Consider the following 21,255-nt stretch of genomic DNA (forward strand, 5'->3'; position numbering starts at 1 on the left):
TCGCGCGCCGGTTCGGTGATCGACTCAGGTGGTACGGATGAACCGCAAATACTGGCATCGATTCTATCTTATGCAACATTTCCAGTGTGACCGCTCTGGATGCCGAATTAGCGCGATGTTAGCTTTTGCGCACCCTATCACGCTCGCGGCCTCGACAAGAGCCGGGGCCGACAAACGGTGAGCTGAAGGGAGCAAGCGGCAGCCAGGACGGCCACCGTTGAAAATATATACAACTCAGGGAGGAGCTGTGAAGCAACGTGGTCTCACACTGATTGAGCTGCTGATCACCTGCAGCATTCTTGGCATTTTACTGGCCATTGGCATACCCAGCTTTCAGCAACAGCTGGAAGACAGCCGCACAAGAGCCGCCGCCGACACGCTGCTACAGGCCATCCATCTCACCCGCAGCAAAGCCGTCAGCACAAATCGCCGGGCCACCTTGCGCAGGCTCGCTACCTGGCATGCAGGCTGGGAAATTTTTTACGACCTGGATTTTGACGGCGAGCGGGACCCCGATGAGCCGCAGATCGCGACGGGGAGTGAACTAACTGGAGTCACAGTCAATGGCAACGGCCCACTGGCGACCTATGTTTCGTTTATCGGCTCGGGGGAAAGCCGTTATGCGGGTACGGCGAGCGGTGGCGGCTTTCAGGCCGGGACCTTCACTATTTGCCCGACGACCCAGGGAGAGGGCTACCAGCTGGTGCTCGCACGCAGCGGCCGTGTCCGCGTAGACAGGGTCGCTGCAGCAGATTGCTAGGCCGTAGATTGCCAGCCCGTAAATTGTTAGACGGGGGACTTCCGAAAGAATCCGTTGCGGGTCAGACCCGCAACTCTTTAGGCAGGCTGAAGCTGATGTTTTCCGGGATGCCGGCCACCTCATCGGGCGCGTCCGCACCCAGGTCGCGCAACTTCTTGATCACCCGCTCCACCAGCACCTCCGGCGCCGATGCACCGGCGGTGATACCGATACGCTGTTTACCCTGCAGCCAGGATGCGTCGATGCAATCCGGGCCGTCAATCAGGTAGGCCTCGGCACCGCAGCGCTCGGCAAGTTCACGCAGGCGGTTGGAGTTGGAACTGTTCGGGCTTCCCACCACCAATACCAGGTCGCATTCCAGCGCCAGCTGTTTCACCGCATCCTGACGGTTCTGGGTGGCATAGCAGATATCGTCTTTGCGCGGGCCGCGAATACTGGGGAACTTCGCCCGCAGGGCGTCGATGACCCGGGAGGTATCATCCACAGACAGCGTAGTCTGAGTAACAAAGGTCAGGTTGGAAGGGTCCTTTACCTCGAGGGCCGCAACATCCTGCTCATCTTCCACCAGATAGATGGCACCGCCATTACTGGTGTCGTACTGGCCCATGGTGCCCTCGACTTCCGGGTGCCCTTCGTGACCGATAAGGATACATTCACTGCCATCGCTACTGAACTTGCTCACCTCGATATGCACCTTGGTGACGAGCGGACAGGTGGCATCGAAGACCTTCAATCCGCGCTCGGCGGCCTCCTGCTGTACGGCCTTGGAGACACCGTGCGCACTGAAGATCACGATCACATCGTCCGGCACTTCATCCAGCTCGTCCACAAATACCGCGCCGCGCTCACGCAGGGTATCCACAACGAATTTGTTGTGTACCACTTCGTGACGCACGTAAATAGGCGCTCCAAATACATCCAGCGCGCGGTTCACGATATCAATGGCGCGGTCGACACCGGCGCAGAAACCGCGAGGATTGGCGAGGCGAATTTGCATCTTACTGGGTCCTTGACCTATCTAAGCCGTCTAATTAATTGACCGAGGCCACTTCAAGAATTTTCACATGGAAGAATACGGTTTGACCGGCTAGGGGGTGATTAAAATCCACCTCCACATCGTCCTCGCCAATTGCGCGAATCACGCCAGGCAATTCGCCATCACCGTTATCAAACGAAACCACCAAGCCCTCTTCCAGCTCCATGTCTGGTGAAAAATGGCCTTTTTTCACCTTCTGGATATTGGACGGGTTGCGCTGGCCGAAGCCCGCTTCCGGGGGCACTTCGATTTCTGCCTCATCACCCGCCTTCAGGCCGAGCAACGCACTTTCAAACCCAGGTAACAGGTTACCGTCACCAACGATAAACGTGGCTGGCTCACCTTCAAAATTGGAATCAATTTCCGAACCGTCATCCAGCTTCAATGCGAAGTGCAGGGTGACCCGGCTGTGTTCGCCAATTACGTTATTACTCATACTACTTCTCTAACAGATACGTCCGTTGTGCGATTAGGCTTCCGCGCCACTGTTGCTCGACTCTTCGTCTTTTTCTTTAAAAAACAGCAGCTCGATCAGCAGCATCGCGGCACCCACGGAAATTGCCATATCGGCGACATTGAACACAGGGAAATGCCAATCTCCGTAATAGACAGAGATGAAATCGCGCACATAACCGAGCAGCATGCGGTCCCACAGGTTGCCCAGTGCACCGCCAAGAATAAGCGCGAGCGCCATGGGTTCCCAGCGCTTGTCCGCCGGCAACTTCTTGATCCAGACAATCACCACGGCGCTGAAGATCACGGCCACCGCACCAAAAAACCAACGCTGCCAGCCCCCGGCATCGGCCAGGAAGCTAAATGCGGCACCATAGTTTTCTGCATAAGTGAACTGCAGAAAGCCAGGGATAATCTGCAATGGCGGCCCATACATAAAGCGCTCCACTGCCCAAACCTTGGTGGCAATATCAATCACGATGATCACCAGCGACAGCAGGTACCACCGCCAGGGCGCCGCGAACAGGCCAAACGAGGGCTTGGGCTTGAGAGCGTTAGGCATAGTGTTCCTCATGCAAAATCGCGTTTTTCATGCAAGGTCGCGTTGTTCATACAAAGTAGCGCTGATTATGCGAAGTGACGTTCTTCGCCATTGCCACTCACATTTTCTACACAGCGCCCGCACAGTTCCGGGTGCTCACTGTTGCTGCCCACATCTTCTCGATAGTGCCAGCAACGTCCACACTTCGGTGCATCCACTTTATGCACCGACACACGCAAGCCGGCAAGTTCCGTCTCTTCGGCGCCGGCCGCGTCGGCAATCGGCTGCACGGAGGTAGAGGAACAAATCAGTACAAAGCGCAGCTCATCCTTTAGCGCATCGAGCTTGGCCTGCAGGGCCGGGTCGGCAAACAGGGTAACGGCTGCTTGCAAGGAGCCACCAATGTTGCCAGCGCCACGCTGCTCTTCGAGCACCTTGTTCACCGCCGTTTTCACATCGGCAATGGCGGCCCAGAATTCATCACCCATTTCGGTGCCTTGCGGCAATTCAGGGAATTCATGCCACTCCGCCAGCATGACGCTATCTTCCGAGTTACCGGGGATGAACTTCCACAGTTCCTCCGCGGTGAAACTCAGGATCGGTGCAACCCAGCGCACAAACGCCTGCATGATGTGGTACAGCGCAGTTTGTGCGGAGCGGCGTGCGACACTGTCTGCCTGGGTGGTGTACTGGCGATCCTTGATGATATCCAGGTAGAAGCCGCCCATCTCCACCACGCAGAAGTTATGCAGCTTCTGGTAAATCTGGTGGAACTGGTAGCGGTCGTAGCAAGCGATGATTTCTTCCTGCAGCTTCGCGGCCTGTTCCAGCGCCCAACGATCCAGCGCCAGCAGCTCTTCTACCGGCAACAGATCTTTCGCCGGGTCAAAGCCCGCCAGGTTAGACAGGAAGAAGCGCGCAGTGTTGCGCAGGCGGCGGTAAGAATCCGCAGTGCGCTTCAGGATTTCGTCGGAAACCCCCATCTCTCCGCTAAAGTCGGTGGCCGCAACCCACAGACGTAATACGTCCGCGCCCAGCTTATTGATCACATCCTGGGGCGCTACCACGTTGCCAACGGACTTGGACATCTTGCGACCCTGCGCATCCACGGTGAACCCGTGGGTCAGCACCTGCTTGTAAGGGGCGCAATTGTTGATGGCGATCGAGGTTTTCAGGGAAGACTGGAACCAACCACGGTGCTGGTCTGAACCTTCCAGATACAGATCTGCCGGGAAGCGCAGGCCTTCACGGCGCTCGAGCACCGCGTAGTGGGTTACGCCTGAATCGAACCATACGTCCAGGGTATCGGTGACTTTCTGGTAATTATCCGCTTCATCACCCAACAGCTCTGTGGCGTCCAGTTCGAACCAGACGTCCATACCGCCCTCTTCGACCTTCTGCGCCACTTTTTCCATCAGTGCCGGGGTGTCCGGATGGATCTCGTGGGTTTCCTTGTGCACGAACAGCGCAATGGGCACGCCCCAGGTACGCTGACGGGAGATACACCAATCCGGACTGGCATCCAGCATGGAGTCAATGCGTGCCTTGCCCCAACCGGGGATCCACTGTACTTCGTCCGCCGCCTTCTGCGCGTGCTCCAGCAAATCGTTCTGTTGCATGCTGACAAACCACTGCGGGGTCGCGCGGTAAATCAGTGGCGTCTTGGTACGCCAGCAGTGCGGGTAGCTGTGCAGCAGTTTGTCTTCATGCAGCAACACGTCTTTCTCTTTCAGCAGTTCAACGATCTTGCCGTCAACTTTGTAGACGTGCTCACCGGCAAACACCGGTACCGCATCGCGGAACACGCCGTTATCGTCGACGTAATTCAGAGTCTCGATGCCGTAACGCTTGCCCACATTGAAGTCGTCCGGGCCGTGGTCGGGTGCGGTGTGCACACAGCCGGTACCGGCATCGGTGGTGACGTGATCACCGAGGATGATGGGCAGCTCTTTGTCGTAAAAGGGATGCTTGATCTTGAGGTGTTCCAGCGCGGCACCGCGGATACGCCCAACCACTTCACCTTCCAGGCCTGCACGCGCCAAGACGTCATCTTTGAGGGCCTCGGCGAGCAGCAGGCGCTTGTCGCCCACCTGCACCACTACATACTCCAGGTCGCCGTTTACGGATACGGCTTGGGAAGAAGGCAGAGTCCAGGGGGTGGTGGTCCAGATCACAACGGAGAGCTGACCGTCACCTGCGTGGCCACCGGCGGCGTCGGCGATGGCCAACGCGGTCTCATCGGTTACCGGGTAGCAAACATCGATGGAAAAGGAGGTTTTATCCTGGTACTCGACTTCCGCTTCCGCCAGGGCGGAACCGCCCACCACACTCCAGTAGACCGGCTTGAAGCCGCGGGAAAGGTGGCCGTTTTTTACTACGCCCGCCAGGGAGCGAATGATGTCGGCTTCGAACTGGAAGTCCATGGTGCGGTAGGGGTTGTCCCACTCACCGAACACGCCGAGACGGATAAAGTCTTTCTTCTGTCCTTCGACCTGTTTGGCGGCGTACTCGCGACATTTCTGGCGGAACGTTTTGTGATCTACCTTAACGCCGGCCTTGCCAACTTTCTGCTCCACTTTGTGTTCGATGGGCAGGCCGTGGCAGTCCCAACCGGGCACGTATGGGGCATCGAAGCCGCTGAGGGTTTTCGACTTTACGATAATGTCTTTCAGGATCTTGTTGACCGAGTGCCCGATATGGATATCGCCATTGGCATAGGGAGGGCCATCGTGCAGGATAAATTGCTCACGACCGGCGCGAGCTTCACGAATCTTTTCGTAAAGCTTGCCTTCTTGCCATTTTTTCAGAATCTCCGGCTCCCGGTTGGGCAGGTTGCCACGCATCGGGAAGTCGGTTTGAGGAAGATTCAGGGTCGCTTTGTAATCGGTCATTGGCTATCTACTTCGGTTGTAGCTCAGAAATAATTCATTCTTTGTGCCTTGACCCACTTCATTCGGGAAACTTTCTTACGAAGTGCAAGGCTAAAAATCTAAGCTGGAGTGCTGGGGATCAGGTTTCAAAACCGTCGGTGACAGGACGTCACCGCCGGAGCGTACATGGATGTACTCGCAGCGATTTTGAAACCTGATCCCCAGTGCTCCAGCGCCACCGGAGAAAAGAAAGAGCTCCGGGGCCCTTTAAACTCGTTCAGTTGCGGTAGGGTACTGGGGGCGAGTTTTCAGGACCGCTGTAAACCCACCCCTGGGCGCTGCGGCGCAAACTTCCTGTTTGCGACGCTCCTGAAAACTCGCCCCCAGCCCCCTACCTTCGCATCTCACAAAGTACTTCGTTAGATGCAACGGGGTAATTCGTGATGCTCAAACTGGCTTGCGGTTAGCAAACCAGGCTTTTGCATTCTCAATGTCGTCCGCGATTTTCTGTTTGAGGATATCCAGCGACTCAAACTTTTCTTCATCGCGCAGTTTGTGGCAGAAGGTCACCGCAATTTCACGGCCGTAAAGGTCGCCGTTGAAATCGAACAGATGCACTTCCAACAGCGGCTTGGCCCCCTCACCTTCTACCGTGGGGCGGAAACCTACATTGGCAACGCCAGCTACTTCCATGCAACTACCACCCATAGGGGCGCCGCTAGTCCGCTTTGCCGTCACCGTGTATACGCCCACTAAGGGCGAGCGGTAGCGGTGCAGCCGCACATTGGCCGTCGGTGCACCGAGCTGGCGGCCGAGCGCACGACCGCGGGCAACAAGCCCGGTGATGCGGTATGGCTTGCCCAGCAACTGCTCAGCGAGGGCAAAGTCCGCGTCCTGCAGGGCCTTGCGGATACGCGTACTGCTCACCCGCTCACCACCGATCTGCAAGGTGGCGGTATCCTCGACACTAAAGCCCGATTTAGCGCCGGCCTGCTGCAGCAAGGCGTAATCACCACTGCGGTCACAGCCAAAACGGAAGTCGTCGCCCACTACCAGGTGGCGCACTCCCAGGCCGTCGACCAGCACCTGCTGGATAAAGGCGTCGGCGCTCAAGCTGCGCAGGCGCTCGTTGAACTGCAGGCACAACACCCGGTCCACACCCGCATCGAACAGGGCCAGCACCTTTTCCTTGAAACGCATCAGGCGCGCCGGGGCTTTTTCGCCGGAGAAGTACTCGTGGGGCTGGGGTTCGAAAATAATTGCCACCGAGGGCAGCTGGTGCTCCGCGGCCCGCGCGCGCAACTGCGTAATAATGGCCTGGTGGCCCAGGTGCACACCGTCAAACGACCCAATGGTGGCCACGCATCCGCGGTGGTGCGGGCGCAAATTGTGCAGCCCGCGTATCAGCTCCCGTTGCTCGGTCACAGTGCTCCAACCACCCTTTTCCGCCCTGGCAAAATCAAGCGGCGCAGTATACCGGATTTCCCCGGCCTCTGGGCACCGTCAACCGTCGTGCAACGCCCCGAAAATTCAGGAAGTCGCACGGAAATGCCGCGGCCGCAGACCGCTGGCCAGCAGCACCACGCCATAGGTGGCGCCGCCGGCGGCAACCAGTGCCGCCATTCGCCAGGCCCGCTCCCACCAGAGCCACTGGCTCCACTCACCCCAGAAGTGCAGGATTGTCAGCAATGTCGCGGCCAGCGCCAAATTAGCCAGCAGCAGACGCAAGAGGTAGCTGCGCCAGCCGGCTTCCGGCGCATAAACACCGCCCTGGCGCAGGCCGCGGTACAACAGCCAGGCGTTGATCGCCGCCTGTCCGGCGGTGGCCATCGCCAGCCCCATATGACCAAGCTTAAAGTAGATATGCAGTGGGATGACAAACAGCAGGCTCAGCAGCATCTTTGAGGCGATGGCGATGAGACCAAACTTCACCGGCGTGGCGGTGTCCTGGCGCGCGAAATACCCTGGAGCCAGCACCTTGATCAGCATGAACGACAGCAGGCCGAAGGTATAAGCACGCAGTGACCAGGCGGCCATCTCCATATCCCGCGGGGTCATGTTGCCGTACTGAAACAGGACCGTCAGTAGGGGCTCGGCCAGCACGAACAGGGCGACCGCTGCCGGCAGCGCAATCAGGGTGACGCTGCGCAGCGCCCAGTCAATGGTATGGCGGAACTTGCGCGGGTCCCCGCCGGCGTGCTGGCGGGACAGGTTCGGCAGGATCACGGTGGCCACAGCCACGCCAAACACGCCCAGCGGCAGCTCGGTCAGGCGATCGGAAAAGTACAGCCAGGTAACCGAGCCGGTTGGCAGGAAAGAGGCCAGCACCGTGTCCAGCACCAGGCTGATCTGGGTAACCGACACACCAAAGATCGCCGGCGCCATCAAGCGCAAAATCTTACGCACACCGGGATACTGCCAGTCCCACTTGGGTCGCGGCAGCAGCCCCTGCTGGATCAGGAAGGGGATCTGGAACAGCAACTGCACCACCCCAGCGGCCAGCACCCCCCAGGCCAGCGCCATCACCGGTGGCTCAAACCAGCCGGCCGCAATGGTGGCCGCGCCTATCAACACCAAATTCAGCAAAACCGGGGTGAGCGCGGGGATCAAGAAGCGGTCGAAGCTGTTCAGCATGGCGCCGGCGAAACCAGTCAGCGAGATCAGCATCAGATACGGAAAGGTAATGCGCAGCATTTCCGTGGTCATGGCGAACTTTTCCGGCTCGTTGCCCCCCCACCACCAGCCAAACGCAAATATCCCTGCCACCAGCGGCGCGCACAGAACGCCGAACAGGGTGACCAGCAGCAGGGTGCCACCCAGCGCCCCCGCGACGCGGTCGTTCAGCTCCCTGACCGCGGCAATACCGCCATTCTGGCGGTATTCCGCCAATACGGGGACAAAGGCCTGCGAGAAAGCGCCCTCGGAGAACAGGCGACGGAAGAAGTTGGGGATTTTGAACGCCACAAAGAAGGCATCGGCGGCATCACTGGCGCCGGTCAGGCGGGCAAACACAATGTCCCGGGCCAGTCCCAGCACCCGCGACAATAAAGTGGCACCCCCAACTACGGAGGTTCCGCGCAACAGTCCCCGTTGCGGACTATCTTTTGGAGCCTGCGGGGCCTGCCCGGGAGAGTCCGGGGTCGGTTTGGAGGTCTGGTTTGGCGAAGATCCTGCCACTTCCCTGATTCCTGGTTCACGATCACTACATAATGGCCGGCAAGTCTACCGCAATCTACCTACTCGGCCAGCTGGAATGGGAACTTATCCCGCATTTCATCCGCGCCACGCCTACGCTTGGCGCAAGAGGGAACTATACTCAGGTTATGCAGTTGGCGCGCTACAGGGAGTAGTGGCAAAAGAGGAGTAACGGAATGACCATCAACGCATTGATTATTGCACTGATACTGGCGGTTCTACTGTATATCGCCGTGGCCATGGGCCCGCGCCCGCGGCGAGTGCGAGTGCGTATTGAGCAACCCAGAGACCGGCGTTACCGGCGTCCCCAAGTCTGAGACACCCCTCAAACCCAGAGGCAGAACTCAGTCACAGGGGCCTGCGCCATATTTCGCCATAATTGTTGCGCAATTCGCCCCACGGGCGCCACGCCAGTGCCTTCTTGCGGGATTTAAATAACTCTCAACCGAAGCGGGAAACACCCGATCGGAACCAAGAGCAGTTATTTCAATCCAATCGCAAGGAACACGCACATGAAAAAGTTGTTGATGGCAGTAACCCTGAGCACTCTGACTCTGAACACCATTGCTTCCGCTGAGGCCGCTACCGACACAGAAAACGATTTGCAGGGCTCAGTCCTGACTCCGGCCGCGCAGGCCGGTGTATTTACCGGCGCCACGGTTGCAGGTGCCGCCATCGCAGGCCCCATAGGCTTCATCGCCGGGGCACTTGGCGGAGCCTGGCTGGGCGAACAGATCAAGCAAGCAGAAGAGGCCGACATGCTCGCAACGCAACTCACCGAAAGCCGCACCGAACTGGGCAACCTCGCACAACAACTGGATGCGGCGCGACTGTCCGCCAACGACGCCCGCGAACTGGCACTGGAGAGCCTCGAGTTCCAGATGCTGTTCACCACCGGCGACGACGAACTCCAGGAGGCCCAAGAGCGCCAGGCCGCCGCCATGGCCGACTTCCTCAACCGCCACCCGCAGTTGCAGGTCTACCTGGAAGGACACTCCGACCCCCGCGGTAGCGACGGCTACAACAATGTGCTGTCAGACCAGCGTGCCCTGAGCGTACAGCGTGCCCTCGAAGCCTACGGCGTTGCGCCGGAGCGCATTGAGCGTCGCGCCCTTGGTGCCAGCCAGTCCAAAGCCAGCAAAGGTGACCACGACGCCTACGCTCTGGAGCGCCGCGTCGACATTCACTTCGGCATGCCGGAAGCGGTTGCTGGCTCTTTCTGAGCCCAGAAACCACGGCAACAATGTCATTGGCCGGCCTCCGCTCCACAAAAGCGGCGGTCGGGCTCCTCGAGCCCAGCTCCACCGCTGGAGCAGCCGCTCACCGCCCCTCAAAACCCAACCCTGTAAGTGGTATTTTGCGCGCGGCGCACCTGTGACCGCGCGGCTTTTTACCCCGCAAGTTACCGCAATCAGTGCCACACAAGCCCATTCAACCGCCAGATCCCTTTGCCTCGAGCACCGCTAATCGGGCATGATTTTCCGCTGAGCCAAATCTAATAATTCGTCACAGTTCCGGAAACCTATGAGCAGCCCGACCATTGCCATCGTCGAAGACGAAATCGCCATCGCCGAAAATTACCGCGACGCCCTGCGCCGCAGCGGCTATCAGGTGAACCTCTACCACACCCGACCGGATGCACTGGCCGCTTTTCAGCAGAGACTGCCGGACTTGGCGGTGATCGATGTCGGGCTGGGGGCTGAAATCGAGGGCGGCTTCGAACTGTGTCGCGAGCTGCGCGCCATGGCGCCAACCCTGCCCATCCTGTTCCTCACCGCACGGGATTCCGAGCTGGATATCATCTCGGGCCTGCGCCTGGGCGCCGACGACTACCTGACCAAGGATATTTCTCTGCCGCATATGCAGGCGCGGATCAGCGCCCTACTGCGCCGGGTCAGTGCGATGCAGTCGAACACCGACGATGACGACACCATCACCCAGGGCGACCTGACGCTGGATGTGTCCCGTATGCACTGCCACTGGCAGGGTGCGCCGGTGGACCTTACGGTGACCGAGTTCTGGATTGTGCACGCGCTGGCCAAGCGCCCCGGGCATGTCAAATCCCGCAGCCAGCTGATGGAGGCTGCACGGGTTGTACTGGATGACAACACCATCACTTCCCACGTAAAGCGTATCCGCCGCAAGTTCCAGGCGCTTGACGCCCAGTTCGATGCCATCGGCACCGCGTATGGCATGGGCTATCGCTGGCAGACCTGATGGAACCACCCGCATGAATTTACGCCGCCAACTGGTCCTGCTGAGCCTGTGCACCCTCGCCCTGCCCTGGGCAGGCTGCCAGTATTTACGCCAGGTCGATCAGGCTTTGGGCCAGGGGCAAATGCAGACACTGGAGGCCACCGGTAACGCCATCGCTGCGCGTCTCGCCAGTGCACCGGAGCTGGTCGCGCCCGATCCCAGGCGCACCGGCCGGCCACCCGGGGCCCAACTGTACCTGCACCCCCTGGAGTCTGCGCCGCAACTGGATGGCTACGGAGCCGAATGGCGCGGACGCGGCGTGCGCCCCAGAGTGCTGCCCGATTCCCGGGGCGAGCCTCTCGCCCAGGCCACCCTGGGCAAGTACGGCAGCCAGCTTTACCTGTTGCTGACCGCGAGTGATGCCAGCCCCAGCTACAAAGATCCGCGCATAGCGGGCATCTCCAACGGCGACACCGTAGAAATCCACACCGCCCACCAGCAATACACCTTACCGGTGGCAAGTCAGGGGCCGGTGCAAGCCATGTGGTACAACCCGCGCCGCGGCGAATACGAGCGCGAGCTGCGTATCCGCGGACGCTGGACCGCCTCGCCACAGGGCTACCAACTGGAACTGGCGATGCCCGTTGCGCTCAGCGGTGGCGAGCTTGCACTGCGCGTGCTCGACCGCCAACGCAGCGACGGCGGCCCCCCCGTGCGCCAGGCCAGCACCCTGCCCGCTGATGGTCGCCCCGGCATGCTGGTGGAACCGCTGCCGGCCCTGCAGCGGGAGCTGGAGCACTTCGCCCGTCCCGAGCTGCAACTCACGGTGGTGGACCAGGAGGGCTTCGTACTGGCGCGCACCGGCCGCGACTGGCACCAGCAACGCGAGCCAGCCAGCACCAGTACCGAGCGCAGCTGGCTGCGAAGCTGGCTCAACCGCCAGGTGCTGGCCACCGGCGAGCTGCCAGTACTTCCGCAAGACGCCCTGCCCGAGTCCCTCACGCAAAATCGCGAGACCGCCAGCCAGTGGTTCAATTTGCCCACGACGTGGGCAACCGGTGCTGCGGAAGAGCGCATCGCCGCGGTGAGCGTGCCGGTGATCACCCGGGCCGACAACATCATCGAGCGGCCGCTGCTTGGCCGCGTCATTACCGCGCAGTCCTCCAACGCACTGCAGTCACTTACCGAAACCGCTGCGCGCCGGCTCTGGCTGACCACCGCCGCCGCCGCAGGGCTGGTGCTGCTACTACTGCTGGGCTACGCCAGCTGGTTGTCCTGGCGCATTCGCAAGCTGCACCGGGCCGCGCAAACCGCGGTGGATAGCAGCGGCCGCCTGCGCGGCGAATTCCCCCGGCCTTACCTGAACGACGAGCTGGGAGCGTTGAATCGCGCCTTCGCCAGCCTGCTGGCGGAACTGGACCACTATCACCAATATTTGCGCAGCCTCGCCAGCAAGTTGTCCCACGAGCTGCGCACCCCCCTTGCCGTGGTGCGCTCATCGCTGGACAACCTGGCGGCGGGCGAGCTGGATACAGACAGCCGGCGCTATGCCGAGCGCGCAGCCGAAGGCGGAGCGCGCCTGTCGTCCATCCTCAACGCACTCTCTGCCGCCAACCAGCTGGAAGCCAGCATCAGCCAGGCGGAGCGCGAGGAATTCGACCTGTGCGACCTGCTGCAGCTACTCACCCAAAGCTACGCCGACGCCCACCCCGAGCAACAGTTTGCGCTGGACAGCCCGGACGGTCCTCAAAACTACTACGGGGCCCCAGAATTGCTCGCCCAGCTGCTGGACAAGCTTGTGGATAACGCCGCCAGCTTTGCCCCGGAGGGCAGTACAATCCAGCTTAAACTGGAGGCCGACGATGAAACCTACCGCGTCAGCGTCAGCAATACGGGGCCACTTTTGCCAGAGGGTTTTAAGCAGAAGCTGTTTGACTCACTGGTGTCGGTAAGGGATGACGGCGGCAAGGCCGGCCATCTGGGACTGGGACTGCACATCGCGCGCCTGATCGCCGACTTCCACCACGGGGAGCTGCGGGCGGCCAATCGCGATGATCACAGCGGGGTGGTATTTACCCTGTCGCTGCCCCGCTGAACAGCGCCGCGCCCGCCATCCTGGCGAAGCTATCCCAAGCGGTCACAAACAAGCCGCCAATGCGGTTGACAAACAACCAACGCTGGGGATAATGTCGCGTCCCAAACGGGCCCTCGGCCCGATTGTTCGAGATTTTACAGATTCCAGACAGGAGCAACCGGTGGCCAACTCACCCCAAGCGAAGAAACGCGCGCGCCAAAACGAAAAGCGCCGCAATCACAACGCCAGCCTGCGCTCCATGGTGCGCACCTACATCAAAAAGGTAGTTGCGGCCATTGATGCAGGTGACGCAGAAAAAGCCAAGACCGCTTACGCGGAAGCTGTGCCGGTTATCGACCGCATGGCAGACAAGGGCATCATTCACAAGAATAAGGCAGCTCGCCATAAGAGCCGCCTGAATGCCCAGATCAAGAAGCTGGCTGCCTAAGCCACCGCTTCCTGAGCACAAAAAACCCCGCTTATGCGGGGTTTTTTATTTACAGCACAATGAGATTGTCGCGATGGATTAGCTCGTCATCGTCGCGATAGCCAAGCAGCTCAACAATACGCTCAGACGACTGGCCACACACCTTGGCGGCCTCGGCACTGTCGTAGTTGACCAGCCCGCGGGCAACCTCCACACCAGCGCTGCTCACACAGCTCACCAGTTCACCGCGGTGGAAGCGCCCCTCCACACCAACCACCCCCACCGGCAACAGGCTTTTGCCCTGGTTACACAGCGCGCGCTCGGCGCCAGCGTCCAGCACCAGTTTGCCGCGCACCTGCAGCTGCCCCGCCAGCCAGCGCTTGCGCGCCGTCAACGGGTCCGCTTCCGGCAGTAACAAGGTACCCACGTCCTCGCCCGCAGCGACACGCTCGATTACGCCATCGATACTGCCACCCACGATCACCGTGCGCGCCCCTGAACGCGCCGCCAGCTGTGCCGCGCGCACCTTGGTCGCCATGCCGCCACGCCCGAGGCCACTGCGGGAATCCCCCGCCATGGCCGCAAGGCGCGGATCGGTCGCGGCGGCTTCGCGCACCAGCTCCGCATTCGGGTTATCCCGGGGGTCTTCGGTAAACAGGCCGTCCGCGTCGGTGAGAATTAGCAGGGCATCGGCTTCCACCAGGTTCGCCACCAGCGCACCCAGGGTATCGTTGTCGCCAAAGCGAATCTCGTCGGTCACGACCGTATCGTTTTCATTGATGATGGGCACGGCGCCCAGGGACAGCAGCGTCTTGATGGTGCTGCGCGCATTGAGGTAGCGCGTGCGATTGGAGAAGTCGTCATGGTCGAGCAGGATCTGCGCGGTGCGGCAGTCATACTGCCCGAACGCGTGCTCATAAACCTGCACCAGGTGGCTTTGGCCAATGGCGGCCGCCGCCTGCAACTGATGAATGGAGTCCGGGCGCTTGCGCCAGCCAAGCCGGTCCATGCCCGCAGCGACCGCGCCAGAGGAGACCAGCAGTACCTCGATGCCCTGCCGGCGCAAAGCGCTGATCTGGCCGGCCCAGTTCTGGATGGCCGCGCGATTAACCCCGCGGCCGTTATCGGTTAACAGAGCGCTGCCAATTTTTACGACCCAGCGCTTGCTCGCCGCAAGCTGCCGGCGTGGCGAGATGGAATCCATTTCTTCCTCATATGGGGTATGCCCCCGCAGAAAAACCCTTGTCCAGATTTTTACGCTGCGAGGACCGATAAATCAGGGACGATATTCTATATCGACGTCGTAGTCGTCGTCGTCCCATTCTTCATCATCTTCCCCAGATTCTTGCGCAGCCTTGCGCTTGGCACGCTGCGTCTCTCGCAGGTGCTCGATACGCTCACGGGCCTCACGCTGCATTTGGCGCTGGGCCTCCTGCTCCGCCTCGAACAGGTCGCCATCCAGCTCTTCCTGCTCCTTGCGCTCTTCGAGGTAGTCCATCAGCTGGCCGGACAGTACATCGGTGCCATCGCCGCGAATGGCTGCCACGCGGAACACCGGCCCCTGCCATCCCAGCGCGTTTACCACGGCCTGGCAACGCTCTTCCAGCTCATCCGCCGGTACCAGGTCGGTCTTGTTCAGTACCAACCAGCGCTCGCGCCCAGCCAGGGTTGGGCTGAAGGATTCCAGCTCGCGCTCGATGGCCAGCGCATTCTGTGCGGGGTCGGAGCCGTCGAATGGCGCCAGGTCCACCAGATGCAGCAGTACTCGGCAGCGTGTCAGGTGCTTGAGGAAGCGAATACCGAGCCCCGCACCCTCGGCGGCGCCCTCGATCAGACCCGGGATATCAGCGATAACAAAGCTGCGGTACTTCTGCACCTTCACCACGCCCAGGTTTGGCACCAGGGTAGTAAACGGGTAATTGGCCACCTTGGGCTTGGCCGCGGACACCGCGCGGATAAACGTCGACTTGCCCGCATTCGGTAAGCCCAGCATGCCCACATCGGCGAGCACCTTCAGCTCCAGCTTCATGTCGCGGCGCTCACCCTCGCTACCCGGGGTGGTCTGGCGCGGCGCGCGGTTGGTACTGGACTTGAAGCGGGTATTTCCCAGGCCGTGCCAGCCGCCCTGCGCCACCAGCAGCTTCTCGCCCGGTTCCAGCAGGTCGCCGAGGGTTTCCCCGGTTTCCACGTCAATTGCGGTGGTACCCACGGGCACCTTCAGCACCAGGTCTTCACCCTTGGCGCCGGTACAGTTGCGCCCGCGCCCCGCTTCGCCGTTCTGGGCCTGATAGCGGGGCTGGTAACGGTAGTCCACCAGGGTATTCAGTGACTCGTCGGCCACCAGATACACGGAGCCGCCGTCACCGCCGTCGCCGCCATCTGGGCCGCCTTTGGCGACAAACTTCTCGCGCCGAAAGCTCAAACACCCTTTACCGCCGTTGCCGGCCTGCACCGAAATCGGCGCCTCATCTACAAATTTCATGTGTCTACTTACCGGGTTATCCGGTCTTCAGTGTAATTTGCGGTCCATCAATACAAAAAAGCCCCGCGAGTGCGGGGCTTTTCGATCGGGCGTTGTGACCGCTTAGGCTGTTTCGATAGAAACAAACTTACGGTTGTTAGCGCCTTTCACCTCGAACTTCACTACGCCATCAGCGGTAGCGAACAGGGTGTGATCTTTGCCCATACCAACGTTTACGCCAGCGTGGAACTTGGTGCCGCGTTGACGAACGATGATGCTGCCTGCGGAAACCGCTTGGCCGCCAAAGCGCTTAACGCCCAGGCGTTTACTTTCGGAATCGCGACCGTTTCGCGTACTACCGCCAGCTTTCTTATGTGCCATGAGTAGTTACTCCTCTTCTATTACCCGGCGATTAGCCTTTGATACCAGTGATTTTAACTTCGGTGTACCACTGACGGTGGCCCTGACGCTTCATGGAGTGCTTACGACGACGGAACTTGATGATCCGTACTTTTTCGCCGCGGCCGTGGCTCAGCACTTCTGCAGTCACCTTGGCACCTTCCACTACCGGCGCACCGATGTTGATGGTGTCACCGTTCACTACCATCAGAACCTTGTCGAAATCGACAGATTCGCCAGTAGCGACTTCAATTTTTTCCAGGCGCAGTACTTCGCCTTCTTCTACACGGTGTTGTTTGCCACCGCTCTCGATAACAGCGTACATATCTCTATGCTCCAAAATGGACGACACGAAGCAGCGGTAAAGTCACAGAAAAATAAGTGACCGGGTAACCAGCATTTTGGGAGCTTGCGCCGTTGATGTTAATAACTTCTTCCCCACCCATACTGCATCCACACTTTATGGACCCGGTTTGAGCGGGGCGCAGATTCTAATCAATTCGCCCGCTGGATACAATAGTGCGTTTTTCGGACAGATCAGCCCTGACTCCCCACCAACCGGGGGCTTTGCTGGCTCTTTCTAGCCACGCGCCTTTCCCAGTGAAGCCAAAACCGCTAGTCTTGCCGCCGTGAGAGAGATAAGCGCGAAAAATCGCGCGCTGTAATAAGGACCCCTGTAAGGACCCCCGCATGTTGCCCTTCCACCAGGTAGCCGCCGACGACTTCGCGGCCGTCAACCAGCAAATCATCGACCAACTGCATTCCGACGTCCCGCTGGTGGAGAATATCGGGCACTACCTGGTCGAGGCCGGCGGCAAACGCCTACGCCCGCTACTGGTGCTCCTGTGCAGCCGCGCCGCGGGTTATCAGGGCAATGCCCACATCACCTTGGCGGCGATTATCGAATTTATCCACACCGCCACCCTGCTTCACGACGACGTTGTGGATACGTCCGATATGCGCCGCGGTCGCCTGACCGCCAACGCCCAGTGGGGCAACGCGCCGGCGGTGCTAGTCGGCGATTTCCTGTACTCCCGCGCCTTCCAGATGATGGTGGCACTGAAAGACATGGACATCATGTCGATTCTCTCGGACACCACCAACACCATCGCCGAGGGCGAGGTGCAGCAGCTGGTGAACGCCGGTGACCCCGCGGTAAGCGAAGCGAACTACCTCAGCGTAATCCACAAGAAAACTGGCGCCCTGTTCGAGGCTGCCTGCGAAACCGCTGCGGTGCTGGCCGGATGCAGTGCCGACGAGCGTGAATCCCTCAAGCTCTACGGCCGCCACCTGGGGTCGGCGTTCCAGCTGGTGGATGACGCGTTGGATTACCGCGGCAACCCTGAAGAACTGGGCAAAAATGTGGGGGACGACCTCGCCGAGGGCAAGCCGACCCTGCCGCTGATCTACGCCATGGCAAACGGCACCGCAGAACAGGCGGCACTGGTGAAAGAGGCCATTGAACAGAAGAGCGCTGAAAAGCTGACCGAGATTGTCGCCGCCATCGAGAGCTGCGGCGCGCTCGACTACACCTTTGCCCGCGCCAACCGGGAAGTGGAACTTGCACTGGAAAAGCTGGAGTTCCTGCCCGATGGGGAGCACAAAACCGCGCTGCGCCAGCTCGCAGAGTTTTCCGTAGCGCGCACCAAATAACGCACAGCGAGCCCCAAACAAAAAAGCCCCGGATTGTTCCGGGGCTTTTTGCTTTGGGGCAAGACCTCTAGGACAAAAGAGGTTAGCCGCGAATCAGCGCCAGCAACTCTTCAGTCTTGGCCTTCATCAACGCCGCATCGCCACGGGATTCGACGTTCAGTCGCACAACCGGCTCGGTATTGGACATGCGCAGGTTGAAGCGCCAGTCGTCAAAGGCAACACTCAAGCCGTCTACATGCTCCACGCTGTTGGCGTCCGCGGCATACTTCTCTTCCGCCGCCTGCAGCAGCGCTTTGGGGTCTTCGACCTTGGAGTTGATTTCGCCGCTGCAGGGGAAAGCAGCCATGCGCTCACCCACCAGCTGGGACAGAGACTTGCCGCTGCGGCTCACCAGCTCAGCCACCAGCAGCCACGGAATCATACCGCTGTCACAATAGGCAAAATCACGGAAATAGTGGTGGGCACTCATCTCGCCACCATAGATGGCGTCTTCCTTGCGCATGCGCTCCTTGATGAAGGCGTGGCCGGTTTTGCTCTCTACCGGCGTACCGCCAGCAGCTTCCACGATGTCTTCCGTGTTCCAGGTCAGGCGCGGGTCATGTACGACCTTGGCTCCAGCCTGCTTGGCCAGGAACGCCTCGGCCAGCAATCCAACAACGTAGTAGCCCTCGATAAACTCGCCACTTTCATCAAAGAAAAAGCAGCGGTCAAAGTCGCCGTCCCAGGCAATACCGAAATCAGCACCACTTTCGCGCACCGCGGCGGCGGTGGAGGCGCGGTTTTCCGGCAGAATCGGGTTGGGAATACCGTTGGGGAAGTTGCCGTTGGGCTCGTGATGTACGCGCACAAACTCAAATGGCAGGCTCGGGGCCAGCGCATCCACCACCGCACCGGCACCGCCATTACCCGCATTGACCACCAGCTTCAGCGGCTTCAGTGCAGCGGTGTCCACATAGCCAAGCAGGTGTTTTACAAAGTCATCGCGGTGGGCAAAGGTGTGCAGTTCACCACGCGTCTCGACCGCGGCAAAGTCGTTGTCCTCGGCCAGCTTCTTGATATCCAGAAGACCGGTATCGCCGCTGATCGGGCGCGAGCCCGCGCGCACAAACTTCATCCCGTTGTAGTCCATCGGGTTGTGGCTGGCGGTTACGCAGATGCCGCCATCAAAGTCCCCGTGAAACGTTGAGAAATAGATTTCCTCGGTACCGCACTCACCAATGTGGTAGACGTCTGCACCAGCGTCGCGCAGGCCGTTGGCCAGCGCATCGGTCAGCTCGCCGCTGGTCAGGCGAATATCATGGCCAACCACCACGCGGCGCGCATTCAGAAACTGGGCAAAAGCCCGGCCCACGCGATAAGCCACATCCGTATTCAGCTCATCCGGCACTCGGCCGCGCAGGTCATAGGCTTTAAAACAGGTTAATTCAGACATCTCAGCCACTCTCTCCCGGCAAATAGACATTTTGGTAAACATGGTTGGTGGCTTCGATAAAGCCGTCGACAGAACCGCAGTCGAAGCGGCGCCCCTTGAATCGGTATGCAAGAACACAGCCACGTTTGGCTTGGGTCAACAGGGCATCGGTAATCTGGACCTCACCGTTCTTACCGGGAGGCGTTTCGCGAATCAGGTCGAAAATATCCGGGGTGAGGACGTAGCGGCCAATAATGGCCATATTGCTGGGGGCCTCTTCCGCCTTGGGCTTCTCCACCATGTCGGTAACCTGGTACAGGCCCGGTTTGATTTCGTTGCCGGCAATGACCCCGAACTTGTGGATCTGCTCCTTGGGCACTTCCTCTACGGCGACGATGCTGCAGCGGAACTGTTTATACAGCTGCACCATCTGGCCCAGCACACCCAGCTCGTCGTTCAGGCACAGGTCGTCTGCCAGCACCACACCGAAGGGCTCATCGCCAATCAGGCGCTGCCCCTGCAGGATCGCATCCCCCAGGCCGCGCATTTCCCCCTGGCGGGTGTAGGAAAAACTCGCAGTGTCGATCACCTCACGCACGCTATCCAGGTAGCGCTCCTTGCCGGTGCCGGCAATCTGGTGTTCCAGCTCAAAATTGGTGTCGAAATGGTCCTCAATCGCACGCTTGCCGCGGCCGGTGACAAAACCGATCTCGGTCAGCCCCGCCTCAATAGCCTCCTCCACGCCGTACTGCACCAGGGGCTTGTTGACCAGGGGCAACATCTCCTTGGGCATGGCTTTGGTGGCCGGCAGGAACCGCGTGCCGTAGCCCGCGACCGGGAAAAGACACTTTTTGAGCATTGCACGTCCCTCATTATTAAATCGATTCCGTGTAACTTGTGCCGAAACGCTGACTTTCAAGAGCACCAGGGTAAAACCACGGACATCCGTTGATCCCGCAACTTATCACAAATGTGTGACACGCTTCAGGCACACATCGTCACAGCAACACAAGACTAGCGGTCTGCTCGGGCAATCTGGCAAGATGTCCGGAGTTTCGAGCCAAACACCGAGGGTCAAGGGCTAATTGGGACAGTTCCAGTCACAAAAAGCGTTATGACCGACTGGACAAGATATCCTTAGCGCTTAGAATGCCGGCTCGTGTAAGAAATACCCAGAATGGGGACCCAATGAGTAATTTCGTTCAAAAAAGCAGCTACACCCGTGAGGAACTTCTGGCCTGTGGCCGTGGTGAAATGTTCGGCCCGGGCAACGCACAGCTGCCGACTCCCAACATGCTGATGCTGGACCGCATCACCCACATCGCCAAAGACGGCGGTGAATTCGGCAAGGGAGAATTGATCGCCGAATTGGATATCACTCCAGACCTGTGGTTTTTTGACTGCCACTTCCCCGGCGACCCGGTAATGCCAGGTTGTCTTGGGCTCGACGCCATGTGGCAGCTGCTGGGCTACTTCCTGGCCTGGAAAGGCAACCCCGGTCGCGGTCGCGCACTGGGTTGTGGCGAAGTAAAATTCACCGGCCAGATCCTGCCGACCAACAAAAAGGTCACATACCACATCCAGATGAGCCGCCTGGTAGAGCGCAAACTGGTCATGGGTATCGGCAATGGCTCCGTGTCCGTTGACGGCCGTGAGATCTATACCGCGAAAGACCTGCGCGTGGGCCTGTTTACCCGCACCGACGATTTTTAATGCGGCAGACAGTCGCACTGCGACTGTCACATAAAAAAATAACAATTCACTCTACAAGTTTTACTG

General features: G+C 59.8%; 20 protein-coding genes. 8 read left to right on the forward strand and 12 right to left on the reverse strand.

Annotation, left to right across the window (positions count from 1 at the left end; genetic code table 11):
* Positions 1-247 precede the first annotated feature (247 nt).
* Positions 248-760, forward strand: coding sequence for a GspH/FimT family pseudopilin (locus tag AS89_RS0108660; RefSeq protein WP_010132140.1), 513 nt, complete (start codon positions 248-250; stop codon positions 758-760).
* Between the two features lie 61 nt (positions 761-821).
* Here the strand turns inward: AS89_RS0108660 and ispH are convergent, their stop codons facing one another.
* The 6 genes from ispH to murJ all read right to left on the reverse strand — a co-directional run bounded on the left by ispH (position 822) and on the right by murJ (position 8,744).
* Positions 822-1,757, reverse strand: a complete 936-nt coding sequence (gene ispH, locus AS89_RS0108665) for a 4-hydroxy-3-methylbut-2-enyl diphosphate reductase (protein WP_010132141.1) — start codon at positions 1,755-1,757, stop codon at positions 822-824.
* A 34-nt stretch (positions 1,758-1,791) separates the two neighbouring features.
* A complete protein-coding gene (locus tag AS89_RS0108670; RefSeq protein WP_010132142.1) occupies positions 1,792-2,232 on the reverse strand; it encodes an FKBP-type peptidyl-prolyl cis-trans isomerase in 441 nt (146 codons plus the stop codon).
* Between the two features lie 33 nt (positions 2,233-2,265).
* Positions 2,266-2,811 (reverse strand): signal peptidase II, encoded by a 546-nt coding sequence (gene lspA / locus AS89_RS0108675; RefSeq protein WP_010132143.1) that lies wholly within the window; start codon positions 2,809-2,811, stop codon positions 2,266-2,268.
* A 65-nt stretch (positions 2,812-2,876) separates the two neighbouring features.
* The gene (ileS, locus tag AS89_RS0108680) at positions 2,877-5,681 is read right to left on the reverse strand and encodes an isoleucine--tRNA ligase (protein WP_010132145.1); all 2,805 of its coding nucleotides are present in this window, start codon (positions 5,679-5,681) and stop codon (positions 2,877-2,879) included.
* 426 nt (positions 5,682-6,107) lie between these two features.
* Positions 6,108-7,085 (reverse strand): bifunctional riboflavin kinase/FAD synthetase, encoded by a 978-nt coding sequence (gene ribF / locus AS89_RS0108685; protein ID WP_010132147.1) that lies wholly within the window; start codon positions 7,083-7,085, stop codon positions 6,108-6,110.
* Positions 7,086-7,190: 105 nt separating this feature from the next.
* A complete protein-coding gene (murJ, locus tag AS89_RS17235) occupies positions 7,191-8,744 on the reverse strand; it encodes a murein biosynthesis integral membrane protein MurJ (protein ID WP_050901672.1) in 1,554 nt (517 codons plus the stop codon).
* Between the two features lie 287 nt (positions 8,745-9,031).
* Between murJ and AS89_RS18780 the strand changes: the two genes are divergently transcribed.
* From AS89_RS18780 to rpsT, 5 genes are all read left to right on the forward strand, one after another.
* Positions 9,032-9,172 (forward strand): hypothetical protein, encoded by a 141-nt coding sequence (locus AS89_RS18780; RefSeq protein WP_158217352.1) that lies wholly within the window; start codon positions 9,032-9,034, stop codon positions 9,170-9,172.
* Positions 9,173-9,367: 195 nt separating this feature from the next.
* On the forward strand, positions 9,368-10,078 hold the full coding sequence (locus AS89_RS0108700; protein ID WP_010132151.1) for an OmpA family protein: 711 nt from the start codon (positions 9,368-9,370) through the stop codon (positions 10,076-10,078).
* A 301-nt stretch (positions 10,079-10,379) separates the two neighbouring features.
* Positions 10,380-11,072 carry a proteobacterial dedicated sortase system response regulator gene (pdsR, locus tag AS89_RS0108705; RefSeq protein WP_010132152.1) on the forward strand — a complete coding sequence of 231 codons (693 nt, stop codon included), beginning with the start codon at positions 10,380-10,382 and terminating at the stop codon, positions 11,070-11,072.
* Between the two features lie 13 nt (positions 11,073-11,085).
* Positions 11,086-13,146 (forward strand): ATP-binding protein, encoded by a 2,061-nt coding sequence (locus AS89_RS0108710; protein ID WP_010132153.1) that lies wholly within the window; start codon positions 11,086-11,088, stop codon positions 13,144-13,146.
* 160 nt (positions 13,147-13,306) lie between these two features.
* Positions 13,307-13,573 carry a 30S ribosomal protein S20 gene (gene rpsT / locus AS89_RS0108715; RefSeq protein WP_010132154.1) on the forward strand — a complete coding sequence of 89 codons (267 nt, stop codon included), beginning with the start codon at positions 13,307-13,309 and terminating at the stop codon, positions 13,571-13,573.
* Positions 13,574-13,622: 49 nt separating this feature from the next.
* On the opposite strand, the gene proB is transcribed toward rpsT, so the two are convergent.
* The 4 genes from proB to rplU form a co-directional block, all read right to left on the reverse strand.
* The gene (gene proB, locus AS89_RS0108720) at positions 13,623-14,756 is read right to left on the reverse strand and encodes a glutamate 5-kinase (protein WP_010132155.1); all 1,134 of its coding nucleotides are present in this window, start codon (positions 14,754-14,756) and stop codon (positions 13,623-13,625) included.
* 72 nt (positions 14,757-14,828) lie between these two features.
* Positions 14,829-16,034: an Obg family GTPase CgtA gene (gene cgtA, locus AS89_RS0108725; protein ID WP_010132156.1), complete on the reverse strand. Its 1,206-nt coding sequence runs from the start codon at positions 16,032-16,034 to the stop codon at positions 14,829-14,831.
* Positions 16,035-16,136: 102 nt separating this feature from the next.
* Entirely contained in the window at positions 16,137-16,394 is a 258-nt protein-coding gene (rpmA, locus tag AS89_RS0108730) for a 50S ribosomal protein L27 (protein WP_010132157.1), read from the reverse strand.
* A gap of 31 nt (positions 16,395-16,425) precedes the next feature.
* Positions 16,426-16,737, reverse strand: coding sequence for a 50S ribosomal protein L21 (gene rplU, locus AS89_RS0108735; RefSeq protein WP_010132159.1), 312 nt, complete (start codon positions 16,735-16,737; stop codon positions 16,426-16,428).
* A gap of 365 nt (positions 16,738-17,102) precedes the next feature.
* Here rplU and ispB point away from each other — a divergent pair, with 365 nt between their 5' ends.
* The gene (ispB, locus tag AS89_RS0108740; RefSeq protein ID WP_010132160.1) at positions 17,103-18,065 is read left to right on the forward strand and encodes an octaprenyl diphosphate synthase; all 963 of its coding nucleotides are present in this window, start codon (positions 17,103-17,105) and stop codon (positions 18,063-18,065) included.
* An 82-nt stretch (positions 18,066-18,147) separates the two neighbouring features.
* Here the strand turns inward: ispB and AS89_RS0108745 are convergent, their stop codons facing one another.
* A complete protein-coding gene (locus AS89_RS0108745) occupies positions 18,148-19,497 on the reverse strand; it encodes a phosphomannomutase/phosphoglucomutase (RefSeq protein WP_010132161.1) in 1,350 nt (449 codons plus the stop codon).
* 1 nt (position 19,498) lies between these two features.
* Positions 19,499-20,335, reverse strand: a complete 837-nt coding sequence (gene galU / locus AS89_RS0108750) for a UTP--glucose-1-phosphate uridylyltransferase GalU (RefSeq protein WP_010132162.1) — start codon at positions 20,333-20,335, stop codon at positions 19,499-19,501.
* A 329-nt stretch (positions 20,336-20,664) separates the two neighbouring features.
* Here galU and fabA point away from each other — a divergent pair, with 329 nt between their 5' ends.
* Positions 20,665-21,189 carry a 3-hydroxyacyl-[acyl-carrier-protein] dehydratase FabA gene (gene fabA / locus AS89_RS0108755; protein WP_010132163.1) on the forward strand — a complete coding sequence of 175 codons (525 nt, stop codon included), beginning with the start codon at positions 20,665-20,667 and terminating at the stop codon, positions 21,187-21,189.
* Positions 21,190-21,255: the final 66 nt, after the last annotated feature.

Source organism: Microbulbifer agarilyticus S89, assembly GCF_000220505.1.
Taxonomy (GTDB): Bacteria; Pseudomonadota; Gammaproteobacteria; order Pseudomonadales; family Cellvibrionaceae; genus Microbulbifer; species Microbulbifer agarilyticus_B.